Source organism: Psychrobacter sp. Ps7, from assembly GCF_022129225.1.
In the GTDB taxonomy this organism is placed as follows: domain Bacteria; phylum Pseudomonadota; class Gammaproteobacteria; order Pseudomonadales; family Moraxellaceae; genus Psychrobacter; species Psychrobacter immobilis_A.
The window spans coordinates 53,481-78,025 of the sequence record NZ_JADQAH010000001.1 but is presented as its reverse complement, the minus strand read 5'-3'; the positions used below and the strand labels follow the sequence as shown (position 1 = coordinate 78,025).

Genomic DNA, 24,545 nt, shown 5'->3' with positions numbered 1-24,545 from the left:
ATTCCTAAAAATAAGGGTGAAAAAAGGAGAGAAACTTAAAATATCAAGAAAAAACAGAATAAATTGCGTAAATGGATATACTGCTCCGCAGCACCAATAATGTTTCACATATTTATGCGCTGCCATTAGTTAGTACGAATTAATAAACTTAAATAAATGATAAATTAAATCTATAAAAAAGGATGAAGGACATGCCAAACTCCCTCAGTATCGCAAAAGAGCGCATCAGCCAGATAAGCGATATTGCTACCAGTTATGTACAAAGAGACAAATCATTATTTGATCATTTTATTCATAGCTATTATCAGCCATTGCACGCAGAGGCAGCTGAGACTATCAGTAATGCTGACCTAGCGGGCATGGCATTACATCATTTTACGTTGCTCCAGGCCTATGATGGTAGCAAGCCACAACTGAAGGTGCTGAACCCCAAAGCAGAGGAGCAGCATTTTCACAGCTCACATACGGTTATTCAAATTGTTGCCTATGACAGACCGTTTTTAGTCGATACGATTTTGATGAGTCTTGAGTCTGAAGGTATCGATGTTCATCGTACTTATAACATCATTGTCAGTGTTGCACGTGATGATAATGGTCATATTACTCATGTCGAAGGCGCACATGAAAGCGCGACCTCTCATTTGTCTTTGATTCATTGTGAAATTGCCTATCAAGATGATGAAGATCTGGCAGCATTACAGCAAATGTTATTGGCAAAAATTGATACGCTAGATACAGTCGTTGGCGATTGGAAGCAGATGCGTGCGCAGTTGACGGATATCAAAGCTGAGCTATCAAACAAGCCACTGCCAGAAGTTTTTTACTCGCAGCAAGAGATACAAGCGTTTTTAGATTGGATATTAGACGATCATTTTATATTCTTGGGTTATCGTGAATACCGTTTGGAAGGCGGGCAGGCTGTCGAAGTGAATGCTGAACCTGCTGATTTAGATTTATTCGCCATTGGTAATAGCGGTCTTGGTCTATTACGCGGTGCTGAAGAAGATAAACTGTCAGAAAGTTTTAGCCAATTGCCAAAAGTATTAAAGCAACTATTGACTGAACCGAGAGTGTTGATGTTGTCCAAATCAAGCCGTTTATCGCCTGTGCATCGTCCCGTATATATGGACTTTTTGGGTATTCATAAATTTGATGACAATGGTAAGCTGGTTGGTGAATATCGATTTATTGGTCTATTGACCTCACAAGCGTATCAACTAACGGTACAGCAAATTCCGCTATTACGTGACAAAGCCAATAAGATTATGGCGATGGCAGAATTGCCACGTGACGGTCATGCGCATCATAAAATGATGCATGTGATTAACACCTTGCCGCGTGACGACCTCTTTCAAGCCAGCGTTGAAGAGCTATATCCTATCGTTTCTGGTATCAGCCAGTTGCAAGATAAAAAGAGCCTGCGCCTATTCAGCCGTGTGGATCATTATCAGCGTTTTGTCTCCTGTTTGGTCTATATCCCGCGCGACAAGTTCAACACTGAGCTACGTATCAAAGTACAGAACGTCCTAAAAGAAGCCTACGGTGGCACATCATCAGGGTTTACCACCGAATTCAATGAATCAGCTCACGCACGTGTGCATGTCCATGTGCGTACAGTGCCAGGTCAAGTGAAAGACGTCGATACTGTGGCACTTGAAGCAAAACTATCTGCTTTAATGCAATCATGGAGCGACAGCTATCAAAAAATGCTGCTGGATAATGTGGGTGAGCAACAAGCCAATGCTTTAAACCGTCGCTTTTTGAATTATATCCCTGCCGCTTATCAAGAGCGTTTTGATGCCCGTACTGCGGTTGAAGACACCAAGCGTTTGGCTGTATTGACAGCAGAACAGCCGATGATTTGGCATTTATACCAATCAACGGGCGACGCAAGCAATCAATTACACCTAAAACTGTATGGTCGTGAACAGCCTGTTATTTTGTCTAAAGTCCTGCCAATCCTTGAAAACTTTGGTGTGTCTGTCATTTCAGCACAAACCTATGAGTTTGATTTGCCAGAGCAGCCCATTTGGATGCAAGAGTATGAACTGACACTAGAGCATGTCGATACTGTCAACATGCAAGTGGTGCGTGGTCAGTTTGAAGACAGTCTCAAACAGATTTGGGCGGGACATGTTGAGAGTGACTCCTTTAACGAATTGGTATTAACGACCAATTTAGACACTTATGATGTGGTGGTGCTACGAGCATTGTCACGCTATATGATGCAAGCAAAAGCACCATTCTCTAGTACGTATATTCAGCAAACGGTAGTAAAAAATAGCGACATTAGCGTGGCGCTCGGTAGTCTGTTTGATGCCCGTATGAACCCTAAGTACAGTGAAGATGAGCGCACAGAAAAAACCGCGCAGATTCAACAGAAAATCACGGCGGCATTGGCAGGTGTGGATAGCTTGGATGAAGACCGTATCTTACGTTGGTATTTAGATTTAATTAACGCCATGGTACGCACCAACTTCTATCAAACCGATAGCGATGGTCAGCGTAAAGATCGTTTATCGTTTAAGTTTTTGGCAGCAGATATTCCTAACCTTCCAAAACCAAAACCGATGTTTGAGATATTCGTGTATTCGCCACGCGTTGAAGCGGTGCATTTGCGCGGTGGTAAAGTGGCTCGTGGTGGTCTGCGTTGGTCAGATCGTATGGAAGATTTCCGCACCGAAGTGCTTGGTTTGGTCAAAGCACAGATGGTCAAGAACGCGGTGATTGTTCCTGTTGGTTCAAAAGGCGGCTTTATCGTCAAAACCAAAACCATGGCAGATGGTCGCGACTCATTCCAAGCCGAAGGCATTGCTTGCTATCAAGCATTTCTACGCGGCATGCTCGATGTGACTGATAATATCGTTGATGGCAAAATTGTCCCGCCAGCCAACACCGTGCGTCATGATGAAGATGATCCGTACTTAGTGGTGGCGGCTGATAAAGGAACTGCTAGCTTCTCTGATATTGCGAATGCCTTATCTGCTGAATATGATTTCTGGCTCGACGATGCCTTTGCCTCAGGTGGCTCGGTTGGTTACGATCACAAAGCCATGGGTATCACTGCACGCGGTGGTTGGGAGTCGGTCAAACGCCACTTCCGTATGCGTGGTATGGACATTCAAAACCGTGATAACTTTACCGTGGTTGGTATTGGCGATATGAGTGGTGACGTATTCGGCAATGGTATGCTGCTATCAACCCATACCCAGCTGGTCGCTGCATTTAACCATCTACATATCTTTATTGATCCTAATCCAGATGCTGCTGCTTCACATGCAGAACGTGCCCGCTTATTTGACATGCCGCGTTCGACGTGGGATGACTATGAAAAGTCGCTTATTAGCCAAGGAGGTGGCGTTTTCTCCCGCCAAGATAAGAGCATCACGCTCAGTGCTGAGATGAAACAGCGTTTTGATATCGCCGAAGATAGCATGGCACCCAATGAGTTAATCAGTGCGTTGTTAAAATCGCCTGTTGATCTTATTTGGAATGGCGGTATTGGTACTTATGTGAAAAGCGTGAATGAGAGCCATGCTGATGTCGGCGACCGTGCCAATGACGCGGTACGGGTCAACGGCAATGAGCTACGTACGGCTATCGTTGGTGAAGGTGGTAACTTAGGCTTTACCCAGCAAGGGCGTATCGAATATGCACAAACGGGCGGTCGCATTTATACCGACGCTATCGATAACTCAGGCGGCGTAAACTGCTCAGATCATGAAGTGAATATCAAAATCTTACTTGGCAAAGTGGTCGAGCAAGGCGACATGACTTTAAAGCAGCGTAATGAGTTGCTTGAAAGCATGACTGATAGCGTGGCAGAACTGGTATTGCGTCAAAACTACCTTCAACCACAAGCCATTGAGCTTAGCCACATTCGTGCGGCGGCTAACTTAAGTGATCATCAGCGTTTTATTCAGATGTTAGAAGGTGAAGGGCGTCTTGATCGGGCGATTGAATATCTGCCATCAGATGAAGAAATTGCCAAACGTCAAAAAGCAGATACTGGCTTGACCAACCCTGAGCTGGCAGTTGTCATGGCTTATGGCAAAATGTGGGTGTATGACAACTTGTTATCATCAGACTTGCCAGATGATGCGTACTTTATCAATGAGCTGCGTAAGTATTTCCCTGATGAGCTGGCGACGCGGTTCTTTGATGAGATGACTGAACACCGCTTACATCGTGAGATTATCAGCACCTATTTGACCAATAGTGTGGTCAATCGTTTGGGCATTGAAGCACTGTTCCGTCTTTATGAGGAAACAGATCAATCGCTTGCGACCATCGTGCGTGGTTATGCGATTAGCCGTGATGTCTTCAATGTGTCAAAAGCTTGGAACACGCTTGAAGCACTGGACAATCAAGTCGATGCTACATTACTGCTAACTCTTGAGCTGCGTCTACGTGACGCGCTTGAGCAAGGTGTTGTTTGGTTTATAAATGCCTTTGGTCAAGAATTGCAAGTCGCTGACATGATCAGTCGCTTTAGTGATAGTGTTGAGAAATTAACCAAATCAGGCGGCTTTATTGAGCAACAATTTGCAGAATACTTGCAAGAAGATACTACTAGCCTGATGCAGAATGATCTGTCTAATAGTGATGCCGCGTTGTTTGCGATGCTGCCTTATCATGTTGATGCACTTGATGCCGCACTGCTCGCTGAGCAATATGAGCGTCCTGTTGATGAGATTGCAACGTTGTACTTTGATGCCTATCACGTCTTGCAGTTAGATTGGATGATGGACAACATCGCCACGTTACCACAGCAAGACTACTGGGATCGCCGCGCGCGCCATGCGTTGATGAACGAGCTGTCACGTAGTCTACGTCTACTGATGGATGCCATATTATCTAAACCAGATGCCAAGCAAGCGTTTGGTGAATGGCGTTCACGTCACTTGGATCATCTGGAGTCTGTCACCACAGAGATGAGCAAGTTAGATAATCTGCATAGCAATGATGAAAATGGTCAAATTGGTCTTTCAACGTTGTCAGTATTGATGAGTGAGCTAAGCGGTTTAGTAACTAAGTAATTAGTTATTAAGTACTAGTGACTAAGTAAAACGCCTAAATAAATCAATGGTCTTTGACATAAAACCCCACCGTTATAAGCTAACGGTGGGGTTTTTTATTGATTAATACTATCGATCGTATCTACAAAGTACCAAAATTAGATATTTACTCTACTGTTATCAGGGTATTTAAACGTACCAATTTTCCATTGTTCTCAAACCATACTTTATCCGCGTCATCGCGATAACTGTCAAATTTGGGTGTTAGTATCACGTCACCTTTATCATTAATCAGCCCAACCTTGCCAGCCTGTTTAAAGGTATAAAGCTGATGATAGAGCAGTTTTCTAATAGGCGCATTAGAGGAAAAAGTCAGCTTACCATTAGCAGCAACAATGTCGGCACTAATAATATACTCTTGGATATCTTCACTCATAGCAGTCGCTATGTCATCAGTAATCTCATGAGATAAGCTGCTGCGCAAAAATAGTAGTGGATTGGCGTTATTATTAAAGGACTCTATATGCTAATTGGCTGCAAATGGAATGATGACGTCATTATTTTGGTCAATCAGTGCGGTCTCACCTTGCAAACTTACTTGCAGATATAAAGGCTGACCCGTACAAGCGTTAAGCGGATTAATGGCTTCGTACTGCGGCATCACCGCCCAGTAGCCTTTATCATCAAGTAGTCCTGTCAGACTTTTATGATTGCTCGCTGCATTATCCGTTACTAAAAAATAATCTTGGTCATAATCAGGATCATAGTGCGCATGCTGGATATGAGCGTTTGCTAACGGATAAACCCACTCGCCATGACGATTGATAATACCTTGTTTGGTATTGCCCTCTGATGACTTAACGCTGACAATAAAGCTGGTCGTTATATCAGGTTCAGTTTGAATATCGTCATACTCAAAAGGCACAATTATCTTGCCAGCTGCGTTTACGACACCATATTTTCCGTTTTTCTGAGCCAATAAATACTTATCCATCAATATATAGCCGTCTGTCAATCCATCGAGAATAACGGTGCCATTTAAATCTTGTAGCTGCTGCGACCCATCTGTTAATTCGACTAACTTGCCAGCAAAGGGTACGTTAGTTTCAATACGCTCAAAATAGCTATTCGGTAAATAACCAGCGCAGCTGATGGTTGCCTGAGCGGTGCCAGTCGCGATAACCAAGACTCCAACTAAAACAACGGGCAGGGCGTTAGCAATCTTTGCGTTACCCACACTCTGTATAACTCTACTTAGCATCATAATAATATCATCATAGTCCTTTCATCTCTTTCACACTTTAAACAGCATCTTTAGTGGTGACTCTACTACAGCCTTGACCACTTATTTCACTATAACCACCTGAGAGCTTCTTCACGTGAATTTGGGTAAAAATGCGTGCTTTCAGCGCTTGCACATGAGAGATGATACCAATGATTTTACCTTCTTGTTGCAAGTTGGTTAAGGTGTCGAGGGCAATATCTAATGACTCCTCATCAAGCGTGCCAAAACCTTCATCCAAAAACAGTGAATCGACCCGCGTATTTTGGCTGGCCATTTGTGATAAGCCAAGCGCTAGAGCGAGACTGATAATAAAACCTTCGCCACCTGATAGGTTCTTGGTACTACGAATATCACCGCCTTGATAATTATCAATAACGTTGAGCTCTAGCGGATTATTAATATCGGGTGTTAGCAAATAGCGGTCACTCATTTTCTTCAATTGAATATTGGCATGGTCAATCATAATTTTAAAGGTTAAACCTTGTGCAAAATTGCGATATTTTTTACCATCTGCTGAACCGATAAGCTCATACAGCTGCTGCCACACTTGTAAGGCTTCTTTTTGAGCATTTATGGCAATATTTTGCGTTGTTTGCGCCACTTTTTGTTGTTCATTGTCTATTAGTCGCTGCTTAATTGCCCCAATTGCGCCCAATCGCTGCTCATTCTCTAACTTGAGTTCAGTATGCTTACTGGCAAGACTGTCTCGATTCTCATCTGTCAGCTCAGTTAATGCCAAAGATACCTTTTCATCGAATGCATGCTGCGTCTGTTTTAATTGCATGTTGGCATGATTTAAAGCCTGTTCAATAGAGGCGTATTGCTGTTGGAGCGTATCACGTGTCGCTTTCGGCAGACGAGCGTTAAAAAAATCAGTTTCAGTATCGAACTGCGATTGTATTAACACGCTTGAAAACTCACTTTCCTGTGTGCTAAGCGTGATAGAAATCTTACTAAGATCAGTTGATAGTTGTTGGGCACGATTCTGTAGTTGCAACAGCAACTGCTCGTTATTATCTCGTTGCCTTTGTGCTTCTACCTTTTTGGACTTCGCGTTATCAAGTGCTGTATGCAAACGATTGCTTTCTTCATCAGGATCTTTATCAGTGAATTTCTGTGTTCTATCGTCTTGTAATTGCTTAAGCGCTGTTGTTTGTTCTTCGATACTGTTGTTAAGCTTATTAAGCTCAGTATTTTCATTATCCAACTGTACTTGCTTGGCCTCAATTAGAGTGGTTAATTTACTACTTTCCGTTTGTAAGGTTTGGGCGCTGTCTTTTTGAGCATGAAAGTACTGTTTCAGCTGTTTTAAACCCAAACTTAGCTGGCGCAAATGACCAATATATGTATCACTATCCTGTTGATTAACAACTATTTTATCTTGAATGCTATTGTTTAATATTGATAAAGTATTTTTTATTGCAGTAGAATCTGTTATTACACTATGGGTTGAATCATTATCAGATATCTTGCTTAAATGATTTTGATATTGATCAGCCGGATAGGTTTCTACCACAGTCGCTACCGCAGCTATTACTGTGGTCAGCTCCACAAAACTTGCCTGTAGCACGCGATCTATGTCGTCTATTCGTTGAGTGTTGAGCCTAATATCAGTGGTTATCTTATGATTATCATTATGATAGTGCTGCTGTTGTTTTTGAGTATTATCAAGCGCTTCGGTCGTCTCAGACAGTGTTTGAGTGAAGCTGTCATATTGGTTAAGCGTACTTTTGATCCTTTCTTTTTCTTGGCTCAGTGCTGCTTTAACATCGTTGACGGTAGATAATAAATGGCTAAGCAACTGTGGGTCTGTGCTTATACTGTCGGCAGCATCGCCAGCTAAATACTGAGTAACTGACAGTATTTTATTATTCATATCACTTATAGGCTGAACAATAGTGTTGATAGCAGTGTCAGTGTCAGTGTCAGAATTGATATTATTTTCGATATAGCTATTGATATCGCTACAAAGCGTTTGCGCTTGCATGCGTAATGTGGCGAGTTGATTGCTTTCATTTTGCAGCTGGTTTTGTTTGCCAGCATATTGACTTTGACAATCTGATAATTCGTGCGTCATATTATCTATACGCATATCAATATTAATAATCTGTTGCCGTGTTTGTTCCGTTAATGAGGTCTCATGTTGGCTATTATGACTTTCTAATAGTGGGTGCTGCTGTCCGTAGGGGTGTTCAAGCGCTCCGCATAATGGACATGGCATGCCATCCTGTAACTCGATAATATAATTCTCAAGATTAGCAACTTTCTGTAGTGCTTCAAGATAGTCTTGCTTGTCTTGGCGTTGAGTTTTTTCGCCTTTAATAGCTGATTCATGATTAGTTATTATATCTCTAAGCGTATTCAATGCTTGTTGGATATCTGGCACAGCTGCGCTAACAATAGTTATTCTTTCTGAAACGTCAGCCAGTTGCTGGAGTCCAAGGCGTATTTGTTCACTGTGCTGAGTAAGCGTGTCTATATAATCAATATCAGCACGTAGCTCATTTGGTGACTTATCTTCTAATAATGCCGTTTGCTGCTGTTGTAATTCTTTAAGTACTTGTTGTTTTTGCTCAATAAGCTTGTTATCTGCTTCTTGTTGCTGATTGAGAGTCGAAAGTTGTTGTTGCAACTGGCTATTTGAGTGTTGATACGCCTGTTTATTGTCACTTGATTGAATATTGCTCTGTAGCAATGATTTCATACGAGTGCAATTATTATTAAAGGTAATAATATCGCTATCAATATTATTTAGCGCACTACGCTCGCCTAGATAGCTTGCGATACGAGTCAGCTCACTCTTAATATCTTGCTCTGCTGTTTGATGTATCATTATTTCTTGTGATAAGCGCTGGATACTCGATGATAAGATGTTTTTGCGCTGATTATCAGCGGCTAACGTATGTGTGTGCTGCTGTATTTTGGTATCGATTTTTCGCACGCTATCGATGATGGGCTGGGTATCGCGTAGCTCATTTTCCAGTTGGGATTCAGAGGTATTGGCAACGTTAAAAGTCGTGGTCGCTTGCTCTAATAATGTTGTTTGAGTAGGGATTTTATCAAGTAAATCCTGTTGTTCATTGCTGAGTTGTTTGCTTATATCACGACTGTGCGTCAGTGCTTGAAAAGCGCCTTCAATCTCAAGCGCCTTATTGGCCGCATTTAGACGCAAAGCATTGGGAACAAAGTCTTGCTCATCTTGTGTGGCGTTAGTCAGTGCGGTGAGATTTTGCGCTAAGCTTTGCTTTAATTTCGCAACGTCATCTAGCCAGCCCAGTTGCTTAGTGATGGTATCAAAGTCTTGCTGCTGCGTTGTTTGTAAGCTTTGCTGCGTTTGTAGTTCTGTTATCAGTTGTGCTTCGTTTTCAGCACTCAATAAGGGTAAGCTATCCACACCAGCTTGCAATTTAGCAAGCTCATGCTCCTTATCCCGTTTTTTCTCAAAGACATTTTTAGATATTTGCGCATAAATATCAGTGCCAGTTATTTTCTCTAAAATAGCGGCTCTTTCCCATGTATCTGATTTTAAAAAAGCAGCAAAACCACCTTGCGCCAACATAATTGAGCGCGTAAATTGGCTAAAATCCATGCCAATGAGTTCTTTGATAAACGGCGCTGTTTTAGACTTAGCATCCTCTAAGATATCATCTGTTTCAACGTCACTGATCTCATGGATAATAGAGGCAAGCTTGCCTTTGGGTTTTTTATGCGCGCGATGCTGATACCAAAAGCAGCGATAATGCTTACCGCCAATTTCTATAACCACTTCAGCTGAACACTCGCCAGTACCTTGGGTCATCATCTCATTAGATGCACCTGTGATATCACCCAGTCTCGGAGTCTGACTGTATAGCGCTAAGCAAATCGCATCCAAAATGGTAGTCTTGCCAGCGCCAGTATGTCCGGTAATGGCAAAAATACCTTCGCTAATAAAAGCGGGGTCGGTGAAGTCAATAAGCCACTCGCCTTTGAGCGAGTTTAGGTTTTTTAGGCGTAATTCTATTAGGCGCATGGCAGGGTCTTATAAAATTTGGTAGTAAAATTAGGGTGTTTTATTTTTTGTCATCATTATTAAGCAGGGATTCGCTTAAAAGGCTTGATAAAAAAACGGAAAATAAAATTACTTATAGATTTGAATATAGAGGGTTTGTAGTCATCCAAGATGACAATAAGGCTGGGTAACTGAATTAATTTTTGAAAGCTTTTAGGTAGCACTTTAATATTATTGTGTTCAAAATTAAGTACACTGAGGTTAGTTAGCTGGCCAATACTATCTGGAAACTCATTAAGTTGATTGTTGTCTAGTGTCAGTTGCTCTAACTCTATTAAATCACCAATGCTATCTGGAAGTTCAGTGAGTTGATTATTGTCTAGTAAAAGAACTGCTAATTGATGGAGACAGCCTATATTACTAGGCAATGTGGTTATTTGATTGTTTTCGAGTGCTAGAACAGTCAACGTCGATATATTGCCAATACTGTCAGGTAATATGGATATTTTATTACCACTAAGTGTTAATAGACCTACTTGAATGTCATTTGGAAACTCAGTGATTTTATTATTATTCAACGACAATCCGTATAACTCAGAAAAATCCCTAAAACTATTGGGTAATCGCTCAATTTGGTTGTTATTTACGCTAAGCAGTGTTACTTGTGTGCATCTTGGAAGTTCAGTGAGCTGATTAAAATCCAGATTAAGCGTGTGTAATTGTGTCAAATTAGAGATATTAGATGTGATACTTGATATCTGATTATTAGGCAGATGAATATTTACTAGTGAAGGAACATTATACAAAGCTTCAGGAAATTGAGTAAGATTGTTATCGCTAGCATTAATGATAGATAGCTCGGTAAGCTTACTAATATCATTAGGTATGTGAGACAGGTTGTTTTCAGAGATTTCAAGATGCTCTAATAGATAAAGCTCAGTAATGATTTCAGGGAATTGACTGAAGCTGTTGTTACCAATACTCAGTAGTGAAAGCTGGGTTAATTTGTTCATACTATCTGGTAATTCTTTGAGTTTATTGTCAGATAGCATCAGCTCGTCCAGCGCGGTGAGATCACCAATGCTATCAGGCAGAGAGGAGAGGTTATTTTCATGTACACTTAGTGTTTTTAGTTGCTGTAGTGCACCAATCCAGCTTGGTAGTTCAAGTAATCCACAATCAGAAGCTTCAAGAACTTCTAGTTTAGTAAGGTTGTAAATACAACTGGGTAAGTGTGTTAACGTATTATTTGCAAAAGCTAACTGAGTTAGTTGTGTCAGGCTAGCTATACTATCAGGCAGATTCTTCAAACTATTAAAATTCAGGTTAAGCTTAGTGAGATTAATAAGGTTGCTAAAATTATCAGGTAAGGTCGTTAAGTTGTTAAGGCTCACATCAAGCGTAGTAAGGTTAATAAGATTGCCAAAACTATCGGGCAGATCATTTATTTGCTTGGACGCCATATTTATTTCTGTGACTTGATCCAATTGTCTGACGCTTCTTGGAATAATGTCTTCTGAAATATTATTTTTAATAGCCCAATCAATAATCGGTTTTAATTTTTCGTACTTTGTATCCCAATTTTGTTCGGTCATTATTCTGCTCTACTGTCTGTATGATGAATGGCATGCAGTATTTGCTCATAAGCGTCGCGTAGGCTCAGCTTCTGCGCGTCTGTTACCTCATTAAGCGTCAGACAGCGTTCAAATACTTCTAACTCATTTAAATCTTGTAAGGTTTCAGAGGCTGACTCTTGATTGAGCACCTTATCATAAGTGGAAAGGTTTTTGATTTTCAGTACCTCACATGGCAAGCCGTCTACTATAGCTTCTATTTGTTCACGCAGATTGGCAACAATGTCATCGCCAGTATAAATAACTTCAAGCCAAGTTGACTCTAACGATGAGCACGACTGCGTCAGCGTATGAATGGTTGTCTCAATGGTTTGCATATCACCTGAGACTTGCGCTAATGACTGAAAACAAGGAATGGGGACAGAGAGGACTTGCATGTCACGGTCAGTGTCGTGATGCAGCAATGTCGAATCTTTACTAGGGTTTTTATCTCTCGTAAGTTGAGGTAATAACTGGTGATTACTACTTAGAGGGTCGTTACTTTCTGATTCTGATAACGATATAACTTCCTCTTTAGAAGTATCTTCAAAGCCAAATAAGTCATCCATAAAGTCGTTATTGCTCTTAGTACTGCTCAAGGTTTTCTTATTTTCCGCAGGAGTAACTTCCGTTTGTAGGTCTGAGCTATTAATAACACTATCATTCATGAATTTTTCATTACCAAACCGTACCAATAATACCTGTTTTTGCTGGCGAGCTTCGCCAAAACCCATGGCAATAGGCGAGCCTGAATAGCGAATATGCTCACGTCCTCCAACGCGCTGCGGCACATGCAAGTGTCCAAGCGCCACATAATCAAAGCACTCATCAAACATATCGGCAGATATTTTACCTAAGTTACCGACATATAAGTCACGTACGCCATCATCTGCTGTTGTACTGCCACCAGCCGCAAATAAATGCCCTGTAGCAATAATAGGAACATTATGAACATGGTGCTCAATAGTCTCAGTAAGCTCATATTGCTTGGCTTTGGCAATGCTAGCCACTTCATCGTAATGAGCACGAATGCCTTTGATGACATTGGCATCTTTGCTATCAGCCGACTCGCCAGCACCACTACTTCTAACATCACGGTCACGTAAATAGGGGACGGCAGTCACGATACAATACGGAATATCGTGCTCGTCATTTAGAACCAACACTTCATCATTTAAGTCTTCACAAGCCATACCAATGACATGTACGTTTAAAAACTTTAATACTTGATTGGGCGCATCTAAAAATGTAGGTGAATCGTGGTTACCTGCCACAACAACGATATGTTGACAGCATGATTTTGAAACCTTACCTAAAAATCCATAATATAGCGCTTGAGCTCTATTGCTTGGGGTCATGGTGTCAAAGATATCACCAGCAACGATTAGTATATCCACTTTCTGTAGGCTAATGGTGTCTTGCAACCAATCTAAAAACGACTCAAATTCGGCATAACGCATTCGTCCATAAAGCCTGCGCCCCAAATGCCAGTCGGAAGTATGAAGGATAGTGAGAGGTTTGGTAGTAGATACAGGCATAATTGAGTTTCATGATGGATAAAAGACATCGATTATTCTAGCAAGAATTGGTGCGATTTGCTTTGTTATAAACTTACCAGTAAAGCAAAGTAGATAAGAATGAGTAGTGACATTTAGCCGTAAATGAAACGATGATCGTTTATTAAAAATAATGGCTATTTAAAAAAGCTGATTAACAAAGCGGATTTTTAATAGTATTAAGTAACAAATGAATGGTACTAGAAAAGGTCCATATTTAGTAACATCCAAGCCATTATTAATATAAGGGTATGTTATGTCGTTGATCAGATTATGCACATTGGCTTTAATTGCCACTTCCTCTTTGGCTGCTTGTAGCAGTTATGAGCAAGCAAATATGAATAATAAAACCAGTGTGAGTCAAATAAAAGATAGCACCGCGTTTTTCCATTCGATCAAACCGAGTCATTCTGACGCAATCATTGGTCAAGTGATTGACGTCATCTCGCAAGACAGAGAGCAGCAAAAAGTCACTATCGTCGCTCAGGATGGACAGACGTATACCGCAGAAATCAGTAAAGCCAACTTTGCTCAGAAAAACGCCCATCAAATGCAGAAATTAACCATAGGCGATTATGTTGAAGTGATGGGAGAGCAATCGACATTACAATCAGAGATAGATAGTAAGCGCCACATTACTGTCCATGCGATGCCTTATGTTTTACGTAAAATCATCATCGCTGACCATCAAGTAGACTGTGTCGGTGTTGCGCAGCAATCATGTTTACTGACTAAGCCTGCTGAACAAGCTAACGCCGACTGGGAGTATCGATATAGTGGTATAGAAGGTTTTGATTTTGAACCTAATTATGAATACACTTTGCTCATCAAGAATACACCTATTAGCAATCCGCCTGCTGATGCATCATCAATTCATAGCACGCTAATAAAAGTCATTGAGAAACGAAAGACCAAATCTTAATTGTTAAAAACGAATAGCTCATAAAAGATCAATAGCGTTATACTCAAAAGCCCTGCTAATCTACTGGCAGGGCTTTTTGGAAATTTAAAATCATACTTCAACCAATCACTAACTGCTCCAAACCATCATCAGCCGTTGCTAAATTGGCCACCATTGATAACGCATGGGCTTGCTGGCTGGTATGATCTGCCTTTGGTGTAGCCGCTGTGCCACCACGTAGCCAGTTACTAGCTGTAGTGTCACTCTTGTTGTTTTTCTGCTGATTTTGCAAATTATACCAAGCCAAATCATGATGGAGTGCGACCACGTCTCCCATAATGAGCAAGGCTGGCGTGGGTAGCTGATTTTTTTCTTGCAACTCAACGATGTCGGCAAGCGTTCCCGTTAATACCTGCTGATTGGGCATACTGGCATTGGAGACGATGGCGATTGGGGTGTCGCTACTGCGCCCTGCATCAATCAAGCCTGTCGTCAAACGCGCCAGCGAATGCAACCCCATATAAAAGACGACTGTTTCATCCGTATTCAAAAAGCTCTTAAAATTGCTATTGGGTGCGCCAGCCTTTAAAAATCCAGTGACAAAACGCACCGACTGCGAATGGTCACGGTGAGTCAATGGAATGCCAGCATAGCTTGCGGCGGCATTGGCAGCGGTAATACCAGGTACGACTTGATAAGGGATACTGTGCGCACGCAAACTCTCAATTTCTTCGCCGCCACGTCCAAAGATGAAGGGATCACCGCCTTTTAGGCGCACCACACGGCGACCTTCTTTTGCGCTATTGACCAACAACTCATTGATGCCCAATTGCGCCACAGCATGATTGCTACGTTTTTTGCCAACAAACACTTTATCAGCATCACGGCGGCATAGGTCTAATACTTGTGGTGAGACGAGCGCATCATAGTAGACGATATCCGCTTGTTGCATCAAACGCAGCGCTTTAAAAGTGAGCAGCTCTGGGTCACCTGGGCCTGCACCAACGATATAGACTTCGCCTATAGCGTTTTCTGTTTCTATTGGCGCATCTGATATCACGGGAGCAGAGGTTGAAGCGGATTCCGCAACAGTGCTAAGCGCATTATCATCTGCGGTATTTTTTGCAGTGATTGCCGCAGTGGTGCTATCTAGATCTAACTTTAATTGCGCAGCTGCTTCCTTTTCATTACCGGCAAACATCAGCTGACTGACTTGACCCTCAAAGGCACGCTCCCAAAACTGTCGACGTCCCGTCAATGTTGGAATTTTGGCTTTGACTTCACTTCGAAACTCGCCAGCCAGCTTGGCCAATTTACCATAACCTTGCGGAATCAAGGTTTCGAGGCGTGCTCGCAATAGACGTGCCAGCACTGGCGCTTTGCCGTTTGACGATATGCCAATCACGATTGGATTGCGATCAACAATCGCGGGGAAGATAAAATCGCACAAATGGGGCGTATCGACTACATTAACTGGAATGTTTAGCTCAGTGGCATCAGCATGTATTTGATGGTTAAGTGTCTCATCGTCAGTGGCAGCAATAATGACGCGCGAGTCTGTCATATAGGTTTTATTATAGTTTTTATAAATCAATTCGTGCTTGCTATCACTTAACAAGGCTTGTATTTCGTGGCTAATGCTTGGTGCAAGGACAATAATACACGCGCCAGCACGGCTGAGCAAATCCGCTTTACGTAGCGCCACATCGCCGCCGCCGACGATAAGTACTTTGCGACCTTCTAATTTAAAAAATAATGGAAAGGTGTTCATAGGATTACCTGTAATTCATTCAATGTAAGGTATGTCGCTATTATGATGTATCACAGGCATACGCTCACGTAGCGAATTGGCATTAGCATATTCGTTTTTGTCATGTTGGTGAGGGTTTTTGGTGTAAAAGGGAATAGATTAGAATGTGCAATCTTAGTCAATATAAGACATAATTTCAGTCTTGAAATTTAAATAGTGAAGATAAGAACCATGATTCTGAACAATAATCGCAGAAAACCAATAACATATTCTTTTGCTATATTTGGATTATCCTTTGGTTTGATGCTAAATGGTCAAGCCGCAACCAATTTAGAGTCTAAATTAGAGAAAGACGATACAAAGGAAATGGTTTATGAGAGCGATAATGATTTTTATGAAGGGATGGCAAGAATAGAGCAAGATGATAAATATGGTTTTATTGATAAGAATAATAAGATAGTTATTCCAGTTAAGTATGACGATGCCAATGCTTTTTTTAAAGGATTATCGCGAGTCAGCCTGAATGGTAAGTGGGGCTTAATTAACAAAATGAATGAACAAATAATCCCCATAGAATATGATGAAGTGAGTCCCAGCTTTGAATTTAATCTAATAGCCGTCAGTAAAGGTGGGAAATGGGGTTACGTCAATAAAAAAAATAAAGTCGTTATTCCTATAATATATGATGAAGTAGGTGGGTTTTCAGAGGGATTGGTTAGCGTACAAAAGGATGATAAGTGGGGCTTTATGAATGATAAAGGCAAGCTAGTCATACCGATAGAATACGATAATGTAAATTATTTAATAGAAGGTTTGGTTGCTGTTGCTAAAGATGACAAGTGGGGTTTCTTTAACAATAAGGGTGAGCAAATTATTTCTTTACAATATGATTACGCCAGTAGCTTTCAAGAAGGTCTAGCGCCAGTCAAGCTTCACAAAAAATACGGATATATCAATAAACTAGGTGAAGGAATTATTGACTTTTCTTATGATTCCGCTGGTAAGTTTTCTGACGGCTTAGCATTGGTTAATAATGCTTATAAAACAACGTACGAGGTCGGTACAGTCGAAAGATATAAAATGGGATTTATTGATAAAAAAGGCAATATCGTCATTCCTTTAATTTATAATTTGAGTGACAAGTTCTCTGAAGGTCTGGTTGCAGTTCATAAAAATGGTAAAGGTGGTTATCTAAATAAAGCAGGACAGACAGTCATTCCCTTTGATTATGATCAAGTTGACTCCTTCCTTGACGGCAAAGCTTATGTTTATAAAGATGGCGAAGGCTACTATATCGATAAACGAGGACAGCGACTGCATTGATTTAGCTCTTATAACTATTTATTTACAGAAAAATTTGGAGCTAAGCTAAAGTCTGATCTTGTGATGAACTTGACCTATCACGTAAGGCATTTGATTTACGTGATAGGCGTAAGAATATCAAACATCTTTAACCGGATGCCAAAACCTATTCAAACTCACTCAGCATCTTAGTCATACGGGCATCTTTTTGTTGCCAGATATCCTCTAACCAGTCAAACATCATTTTTTTGGTGGTTTCATCACGGTCATAGCCGCCGTCCATGATGGCAGCAAATAATTCGTCTGGTATCTTTAAGCGAGTCACATCGACGCCCAAACGGCGAATATTGCCTTTCCATAAATCATCATAGTCAGGCGCGCCGTCTGGGTAGACAATGGTCACGTCTAAGATAGAATCCAACTCAGTGCCTAACGCATTAATTGCTAATGACAAACCGCCAGCCCGTGGTTTTAACAAATGCTGATAAGGGGATTTTTGTTGGTCATGTTTTTCTTTAGTAAAGCGCGTCCCTTCCAAATAGTTTAATAGCGCGAAAGGTTTGTCCTTTAATTGACGACAAGCACGCTTAGCCTCAAGCAGGTTTTGTTTTTTAAGCTCTGGATTCTTGGCCATCGCTTTGGCAGAAAAGCGCTTCATCATCGGAAAGTCTAAGAAATAAAAGGCTTGACCGATAACAGGAATATAAATCAGATTAAACTTGGTAAAAAACCGTGTCAGAGGCAGCGTATCTTGGCTGATATATTGCACAATGCTGGTGTCAACCCACGATTGATGGTTGCTTACCAATAGATACTGCTTGTCTTCGCTCAGGTCGTCAGGCAGGTTAATGCGCCAGTCTTTATGAGGTAGGGCATGATCAATGACGGCGTTATTACTATTAATCCAGTATTTGGTAATCGCAATCAGCGCATCATCCGCAGCTTTTGCTCCTGTCAATACTTTTGCCGCTCCCAAAGTCCAGATGGGCAGACCCACCATCGCACTATTGGCAGTAAGAACACTCGTACCAGTTAAAAAAGAGGCGGTCTTGCCTACCGCTGGTAGCTTATCGTGCAGTTTTTCATAGAGTGAATCGATTTTTTTTATAAAAGACATAATAAATATCCATATTGATGAGCGCGAGTGCCTATAAGGAAATAAAAAAGGATGAGTAACTTTGTCCATGATGCGGCTTTATAGCGTCGGTTTAATGCCGAGCAGCCACTGAGGCAAGCCATAGAATACCGCAATGTTAGACAATAAAACGTTCAAGAAACGTTAATTATTCAAATGCTGACTTCTTTATACAGATAGAGATATTCAAAAATAATAGAAAATTGTCTATTAAGCGGAGTATTTGCTATAGTTTGGCGGCCTCTAATGAATACTTTATATAATAAGCTATTGTGAGGAAGAGGAGGATGTATGTCATGGTTCACCATAGCGTATTAAGCGAGCTGTTAAAGCAATAAACGGTAGTCAATATGATTGTAGTGCTAATCTAAGGTGTTGAACATTATTCCGCGTGGCGCCGTGCTAAGTTTAGCGTCTGCTTTGTTTGGCATCCTTTTATTATTGGCTTTTGTACTGACTCATCAAATAAGCTGGTCGGTTCTTGGCATCTATCGCTACGATCTCTTGTTGGGATACGCTTTAATTATTCAAGTCTTTTTGGTTTATTTCAAGTTAGAGACACCGCGTGAGGTATGGGTCATTGCTATTTTTCATATCATGGCCATGGCAATGGAGCTGTTTTTAACCCATCCCAAAATTGGTTCTTGGTACTATCCTGAACCAGCAATTTTTAGAATTGCCACTGTGCCACTTTTTGCCGGTTTTATGTATTCGGCCGTAGGTAGTTTTTTAGCGCGTGGCTTAAGATTGTTTAATGCCTCTTTTACCGACTTGCCACGTTTACTATGGGTGAGTGTATTGGTTATTTTTTCTTATGCCAACTTCTTCACTAAGTTTTTTGTCCCTGATATTCGCAATATATTGTTCATCGCTTCAGTAGTTTTATTTTGGAAAACCAGAGTGTTTTTTCAAATCCATCACAAAAATAATCTTCAATTGCGTGATACCAAGCAATATCAATGTCCATTTTTACCATTACTGTTGTTCCTCGCTTTTTTGGTTTGGTTGGCAGAAAATATTGCTACTTTTACCAATATTTGGCGTTATCCGTCACAAGCGAATGTATGGCATATGGTAGGTTGGGGTAAGCTGGGCTCTTGGTACTTATTACTGATGTTAAGTCTAGTGTTGGTTTTGGCAGTCATGGGTAAAAGGGATGAGAAAGGCGGTTGGCAGTTAGCTCGATAATTTTGATACTTGCGTGTGTTCTCATTGTTTTGGCAGTAGCGCTAGCGCTTGGATTATAGATTCAAATTTTGTGGGACTGAATATTGAATCGAATATGAAAATAAAAAAAGCCCTCTTAAATCATAAGAGGGCTTTTACTTTATGGATTGCTGCTAAAATTACAACTGCGTATGCAAACCACACTCACGGCTTTCTTCTACTTTCGTCGGATCAAAGTAATCAAATTCATTCGGCAAGTTATGCTCTTCGAGATAAACATCTAAATCGGCGTCAGTGTTTTCAAACAATGGTGCTACTTTTAACACGCCATCTTTTGATAGGCTAAGTACATCAAGACCTTGACGGAATTCCGTTTGATCTTTACGAATGGCATTGAACCACACGTCAGGCTTTAGCTCATCTAGCGCGCGGCGGAATGGCTCAAGTTTCACTTGTTCAGTGAACTCGCCATGTTGCGGGTTGTCAATGCCTGGGATGCCATTCATGGTGGCGTCACGATGGGCAGCGGTTTGTTTTGGAATATACGTCACGACGTTGAGATCAAGATCACGAATCAATTTGTTGGCAAACTGATAGGTCGCATCGGTGTTATAGCCTGAATCTACCCATAATACGGTGATGTCAGGGCGCTGCTTGGCAACCAAATGCAAGATCGCTGACTCATAAGGACGGAAGTTGGTGGTGATGATTGGGTTTTTGGCTTGCGTCAATGCCCACTCAACGATTTGCTCAGGTGATTTACCTTGCAAATCTTGGTTTGCTTGGTCGATATCTAGGTTTGGGTGTAATTGGCTCATAATACATTCCTTAATAATTGTTAATATAAAAATAGCGATTTGATAGTGAATAATAAAATCAGTTTTTTGAGAACATCGGTAATGCTGAAGCGTCTCGACCATCATAGCTACTGGCTAGGGCAGTGAAGGCTTGGCTAATATCAGATTTAGCATCATGCTCATTGAGTACAAAGCTAGTAGCACCAGCGCGCAGCAAATAAGCGATTTGATCACGACCAAACGCGCCTGCCATGCGAATATCACCTTCATAACCAAGCTGACGCAGGGTCTGTGCAAAACTAAAACCGCGACCGTCTACAAAACTTGGGACATGAATGACGATCAAGTCTTGCGTCAATAAAAATTCTTTTACATCAGGCAGATCATCAGCATCGGTGTTGGATGTGATCCACACACCCAATCGGCTGCTGTGCTGCTTGAGGATATCCAATACTTGCGCGAGCAAACCGTTTGCCAGTTTGCCATCAGCATTTAATAAATCTGCTAGTGGGACAAGTACATCAACTTTTTCTTGTTTGTGTAACAGCTCAAGTAAGGTCAGGTTTGATAACGCGATACCGTCAGGCAGCTGCGCTGTCGCTAGCGCTTGCCAAGTATCTTCGCCACTGATGTCTGCGCCATGGCTATCAAGCACATGATGATTAGCCATAGACCTTCTCCTTAAAGGGGGCGATACCAACGCGGTCAATCACGTCACCAAAACCCTCAACATCTTGTTCGTTAGTGCCGCGTATATCGAGATACACATCTAAAATGGTTTGTAGCGTGCTGGCCACATCATCCGCTGGCACCGCTTTTCCTAAGATTTTGCCCAATTTGGCGTCATTACTAGAGTTACCGCCAAGGCTAATCTGATACCAGTGCTCGCCTTTTTTGTCCACACCCAAGATGCCGATATCACCTGTGTGATGATGGGCGCAAGCATTCATGCAGCCTGACATGTTTAGGCGAATATCACCAAGATCATACAAGTAATCTAAATCATCAAACTGCTTTTCGATTTGTTCAGCGATGTTATGCGTCGTTGCATTGGCAAGCGAGCAGTAGTCCCAACCTGGGCAGACAATCATGTCAGTTAAGGTGTTGATATTGGCGCGCGCTAAATGCAATTCTGCTAGCTGCTGCCACAATTCATAAAGCTCATTGGTTTGCACATCAGCGAATACCAGATTTTGCTGATACGTACCGCGCAATTCACCAAAGCTATAACGATCAGACAAATCGGCAAGCGCATCCATTTGCGCATCACTCAAGTCACCTGATGGCACATAACGACCGTCCACCAGTCCGGCTTTTAAAGAGATCACTACCGCACGGTAACCGTCCACCTTATGTGCCACGGTGTTTTGCTTATACCAATCAGCGAAATCTTTATTGTCTGCCAATTGTGCTTGCAACTCTGATTGTACTGCGAGCGCATCAAATGACTGATAATCAGGCATGCTAAAGTAGCTAGCAGCGGTGTCAAAATTCTCTTCAGTCAAGGTAAGCGGGCCATCTTTAGTATGTGCTTCCCACTCAGCCTCCACCAATTTGCCAAACTGATCGCCACCTAAGCTATCAACCAAAATTTTAATACGGGCTTTGTACTTGTTATCACGGCGACCATGCAAGTTATAAACGCGCAAAACGGCATCGAGATAGCTGAGTAAATGCTCGCGCGGTAAGAACTTGCGAATCGTTTTACCAATAATAGGCGTACGCCCGAGGCCACCACCAACGATCACTTCAAAGCCAAGCTCGCCTGCGTCATTGGTAACGACGTGCAGACCCACATCATGTACTTGTGTCGCAGCGCGATCCGCTTCGGTACCGATGACTGCAATTTTAAATTTACGCGGTAAAAAGGCAAACTCAGGATGAAAGGTTGACCACTGACGGATAATCTCACAATAGGGACGTGGATCAGCGATTTCTTCTTTATGAATACCAGCATATGGATCGGTGGTTGTGTTACGAATACAGTTGCCCGAGGTTTGGATCGAGTGCATCTGTACTGATGCCAGCTCTGCCAAAATATCTGGCACGTCTTCTAGCTTTGGCCAATTCAGCTGAATATTGGTACGGGTAGTGAAGTGTCCATAACCTCTATCATATTTACGGGCAATCTCAGCCAATTTTCGCAATTGGTAGCTGGCAAGTAGCCCGTAAGGAATAGCGATACGCAACATCGGTGCATAACGCTGAATATAAAGGCCGTTTTGTAATCGCAGCGGCAAAAACTGCTCTTCTGGCAGCTCACCTGCCAAAAACCGCTCGGTTTGGTCGCGAAATTGGGCAACTCGTTCCTCTACCAAAGTCTGGTCAGCGTAATTATATTGATACATGACGTAATCTCAGTTTTGTTTTTAATCTTAAAATCAGCGACGAAAATGATTTGCGTGTGTAATAGGTTTTATTGCCGTTCGCAATGTAAATAATTCAGCTATACATCATATAAGCTTGTACCCAGAAACATAAATTCCTTTCAGACATATCCATATCCAAACACAGCATAAATTTTCATAACGAAAGTTAGGTAGCCTATGCGTATCAAATTTAATGCCCAGTCGCTAGTACGCTACTTATTATCTAGCGACGGCTTTCTTCTCAGTTTTGTACATTTAATCGCTTTTGCATTTTTGCTCATCTCTTCCAACCATTCTTTTTATAAGAGGTTTTAATAACTATATGTCTCAAACTCAAAGCCAAACCCAATCACAATTCAAATCAAAGCTGGTTCCACCACATGGTAGTGCAGAGCTTAAGCCACTATTATTAAACGGTGCAGCACGTGATCAAGCATTAGAGCTTGCCAGCACATTGCCGACCATCACTCTAAGCTCACGTGAGCGTGGTGATTTAATCATGTTCGGTATTGGTGGTTTTACTCCGTTAAATGGTTTTATGAATCAAGCGGACTGGCAGGGCGTGGTAGACAACATGCGTCTGCAAAGCGGTGAAAACGCTGGCTTGTTTTGGCCAATTCCTATCACTTTGTCTGCGCCAAAAGAAACTGCGGATAATTTGAGTCAAGGCGACAAAGTGGCATTGGTCGCACAAGATGGCGAAGTTATGGGCATCTTAACAGTAGAAGAGACCTATACCATTGATAAAGAACACGAGTGTCAGCAAGTATTTACCACCACAGATCCAGAGCATCCAGGCGTCCAGCAAGTGTTGGATCAAGATGAGGTCAATATTGCAGGTAGCGTAGAAGTACTGAGCGAAGGCGAGTTCCCAACGCGTTATCCTGGTATCTATAAAACGCCCGCGCAAACACGTCAAATCTTTGAAGAGAAAAACTGGAAGACTGTGGCGGCTTTCCAAACGCGTAACCCGATGCACCGCTCACATGAATATCTGGCCAAAATCGCAATTGAGATCTGCGATGGTGTACTGATTCATTCATTATTAGGCGCATTGAAACCTGGCGACATCCCAGCAGAAGTCCGTCAAGAAGCCATCAAAACCTTGATTGATAATTACTTCAAGCAAGACACGGTGATTCAAGCAGGTTATCCATTAGATATGCGCTATGCTGGTCCACGTGAAGCCTTATTACATGCGTTATTCCGCCAAAACTATGGCTGTAGCCATCTGATTGTTGGTCGTGACCATGCGGGTGTCGGCGATTACTACGGTGCGTTTGATGCGCAAACGATTTTTGAGCACGTTGGTAAAGATGACCTTATCACTCAGCCGCTCAAAATTGGCTGGACGTTCTGGTGTAATGCTTGTAATGCGATGGCCTCTGACAAGACTTGCCCGCATGACGCCTCTGAACACGTTAAAGTGTCAGGTACTAAGCTGCGTAAAGCACTATCGGAAGATGAAGATGTACCAGATAACTTTAGTCGCCCAGAAGTATTACAGATTTTGCGTGACTACTATGCTGGCATCGCAAAAGAAGAGCGTGCTGAGGTTAAATTAACGGGTGCATCTGCCGTATAAAAACTGATCATCAGTATAAAAAACTTGTACTAAGCCAGTCGTAAAAAAGGTGTCAGACTTATAGTCTGGCACCTTT

At 41.8% G+C, this 24,545-nt stretch carries 15 protein-coding genes; 5 read left to right on the top strand and 10 right to left on the bottom strand.

Translation table 11 applies throughout. From position 1 onward, the window contains the following. Positions 1-191: 191 nt before the first annotated feature. Positions 192-5,039, top strand: coding sequence for an NAD-glutamate dehydrogenase (locus I3257_RS00285; protein ID WP_238048447.1), 4,848 nt, complete (start codon positions 192-194; stop codon positions 5,037-5,039). 145 nt (positions 5,040-5,184) lie between these two features. Here I3257_RS00285 and I3257_RS00280 read toward each other — a convergent pair whose 3' ends face one another. The 5 genes from I3257_RS00280 to I3257_RS00260 all read right to left on the bottom strand — a co-directional run bounded on the left by I3257_RS00280 (position 5,185) and on the right by I3257_RS00260 (position 13,445). Next, on the bottom strand, positions 5,185-5,454 hold the full coding sequence (locus I3257_RS00280) for a hypothetical protein (protein ID WP_201560876.1): 270 nt from the start codon (positions 5,452-5,454) through the stop codon (positions 5,185-5,187). A gap of 90 nt (positions 5,455-5,544) precedes the next feature. Next, on the bottom strand, positions 5,545-6,282 hold the full coding sequence (locus tag I3257_RS00275; RefSeq protein WP_193216808.1) for a WG repeat-containing protein: 738 nt from the start codon (positions 6,280-6,282) through the stop codon (positions 5,545-5,547). A 37-nt stretch (positions 6,283-6,319) separates the two neighbouring features. Beyond that, entirely contained in the window at positions 6,320-10,315 is a 3,996-nt protein-coding gene (locus tag I3257_RS00270; protein WP_238048446.1) for an AAA family ATPase, read from the bottom strand. Positions 10,316-10,374: 59 nt separating this feature from the next. Beyond that, positions 10,375-11,889 (bottom strand): hypothetical protein, encoded by a 1,515-nt coding sequence (locus I3257_RS00265; RefSeq protein WP_193216806.1) that lies wholly within the window; start codon positions 11,887-11,889, stop codon positions 10,375-10,377. Beyond that, positions 11,889-13,445 carry an exonuclease SbcCD subunit D C-terminal domain-containing protein gene (locus I3257_RS00260; RefSeq protein WP_238048445.1) on the bottom strand — a complete coding sequence of 519 codons (1,557 nt, stop codon included), beginning with the start codon at positions 13,443-13,445 and terminating at the stop codon, positions 11,889-11,891. The genes I3257_RS00265 and I3257_RS00260 overlap by 1 nt, the downstream gene beginning before the upstream one ends. A gap of 274 nt (positions 13,446-13,719) precedes the next feature. On the opposite strand from I3257_RS00260, the gene I3257_RS00255 reads away from it, so the two are divergent. Then, a complete protein-coding gene (locus tag I3257_RS00255; protein WP_238048444.1) occupies positions 13,720-14,385 on the top strand; it encodes a DUF4377 domain-containing protein in 666 nt (221 codons plus the stop codon). 97 nt (positions 14,386-14,482) lie between these two features. On the opposite strand, the gene cysG is transcribed toward I3257_RS00255, so the two are convergent. Continuing rightward, positions 14,483-16,135 (bottom strand): siroheme synthase CysG, encoded by a 1,653-nt coding sequence (gene cysG / locus I3257_RS00250; protein ID WP_193216803.1) that lies wholly within the window; start codon positions 16,133-16,135, stop codon positions 14,483-14,485. 210 nt (positions 16,136-16,345) lie between these two features. Here cysG and I3257_RS00245 point away from each other — a divergent pair, with 210 nt between their 5' ends. Further along, positions 16,346-17,437: a WG repeat-containing protein gene (locus I3257_RS00245; protein ID WP_193007374.1), complete on the top strand. Its 1,092-nt coding sequence runs from the start codon at positions 16,346-16,348 to the stop codon at positions 17,435-17,437. Between the two features lie 145 nt (positions 17,438-17,582). Here I3257_RS00245 and I3257_RS00240 read toward each other — a convergent pair whose 3' ends face one another. Beyond that, positions 17,583-18,533 carry an acetyltransferase gene (locus I3257_RS00240; RefSeq protein WP_193007375.1) on the bottom strand — a complete coding sequence of 317 codons (951 nt, stop codon included), beginning with the start codon at positions 18,531-18,533 and terminating at the stop codon, positions 17,583-17,585. A 390-nt stretch (positions 18,534-18,923) separates the two neighbouring features. On the opposite strand from I3257_RS00240, the gene I3257_RS00235 reads away from it, so the two are divergent. Then, positions 18,924-19,739: a DUF817 family protein gene (locus tag I3257_RS00235; protein WP_193007376.1), complete on the top strand. Its 816-nt coding sequence runs from the start codon at positions 18,924-18,926 to the stop codon at positions 19,737-19,739. A 158-nt stretch (positions 19,740-19,897) separates the two neighbouring features. Here the strand turns inward: I3257_RS00235 and I3257_RS00230 are convergent, their stop codons facing one another. Genes I3257_RS00230 through I3257_RS00220 form a run of 3 tightly spaced genes read right to left on the bottom strand, consistent with a single transcriptional unit; the run spans position 19,898 to position 22,863 of the window. Further along, entirely contained in the window at positions 19,898-20,536 is a 639-nt protein-coding gene (locus I3257_RS00230) for a phosphoadenosine phosphosulfate reductase family protein (RefSeq protein ID WP_193007377.1), read from the bottom strand. A gap of 58 nt (positions 20,537-20,594) precedes the next feature. Beyond that, positions 20,595-21,185, bottom strand: a complete 591-nt coding sequence (locus tag I3257_RS00225) for a DUF934 domain-containing protein (protein WP_201560870.1) — start codon at positions 21,183-21,185, stop codon at positions 20,595-20,597. Next, positions 21,178-22,863, bottom strand: a complete 1,686-nt coding sequence (locus tag I3257_RS00220; RefSeq protein WP_193007379.1) for a nitrite/sulfite reductase — start codon at positions 22,861-22,863, stop codon at positions 21,178-21,180. The genes I3257_RS00225 and I3257_RS00220 overlap by 8 nt, the downstream gene beginning before the upstream one ends. A gap of 343 nt (positions 22,864-23,206) precedes the next feature. Here I3257_RS00220 and sat point away from each other — a divergent pair, with 343 nt between their 5' ends. After that, a complete protein-coding gene (gene sat, locus I3257_RS00215; RefSeq protein ID WP_193007380.1) occupies positions 23,207-24,469 on the top strand; it encodes a sulfate adenylyltransferase in 1,263 nt (420 codons plus the stop codon). Positions 24,470-24,545 lie beyond the last annotated feature (76 nt).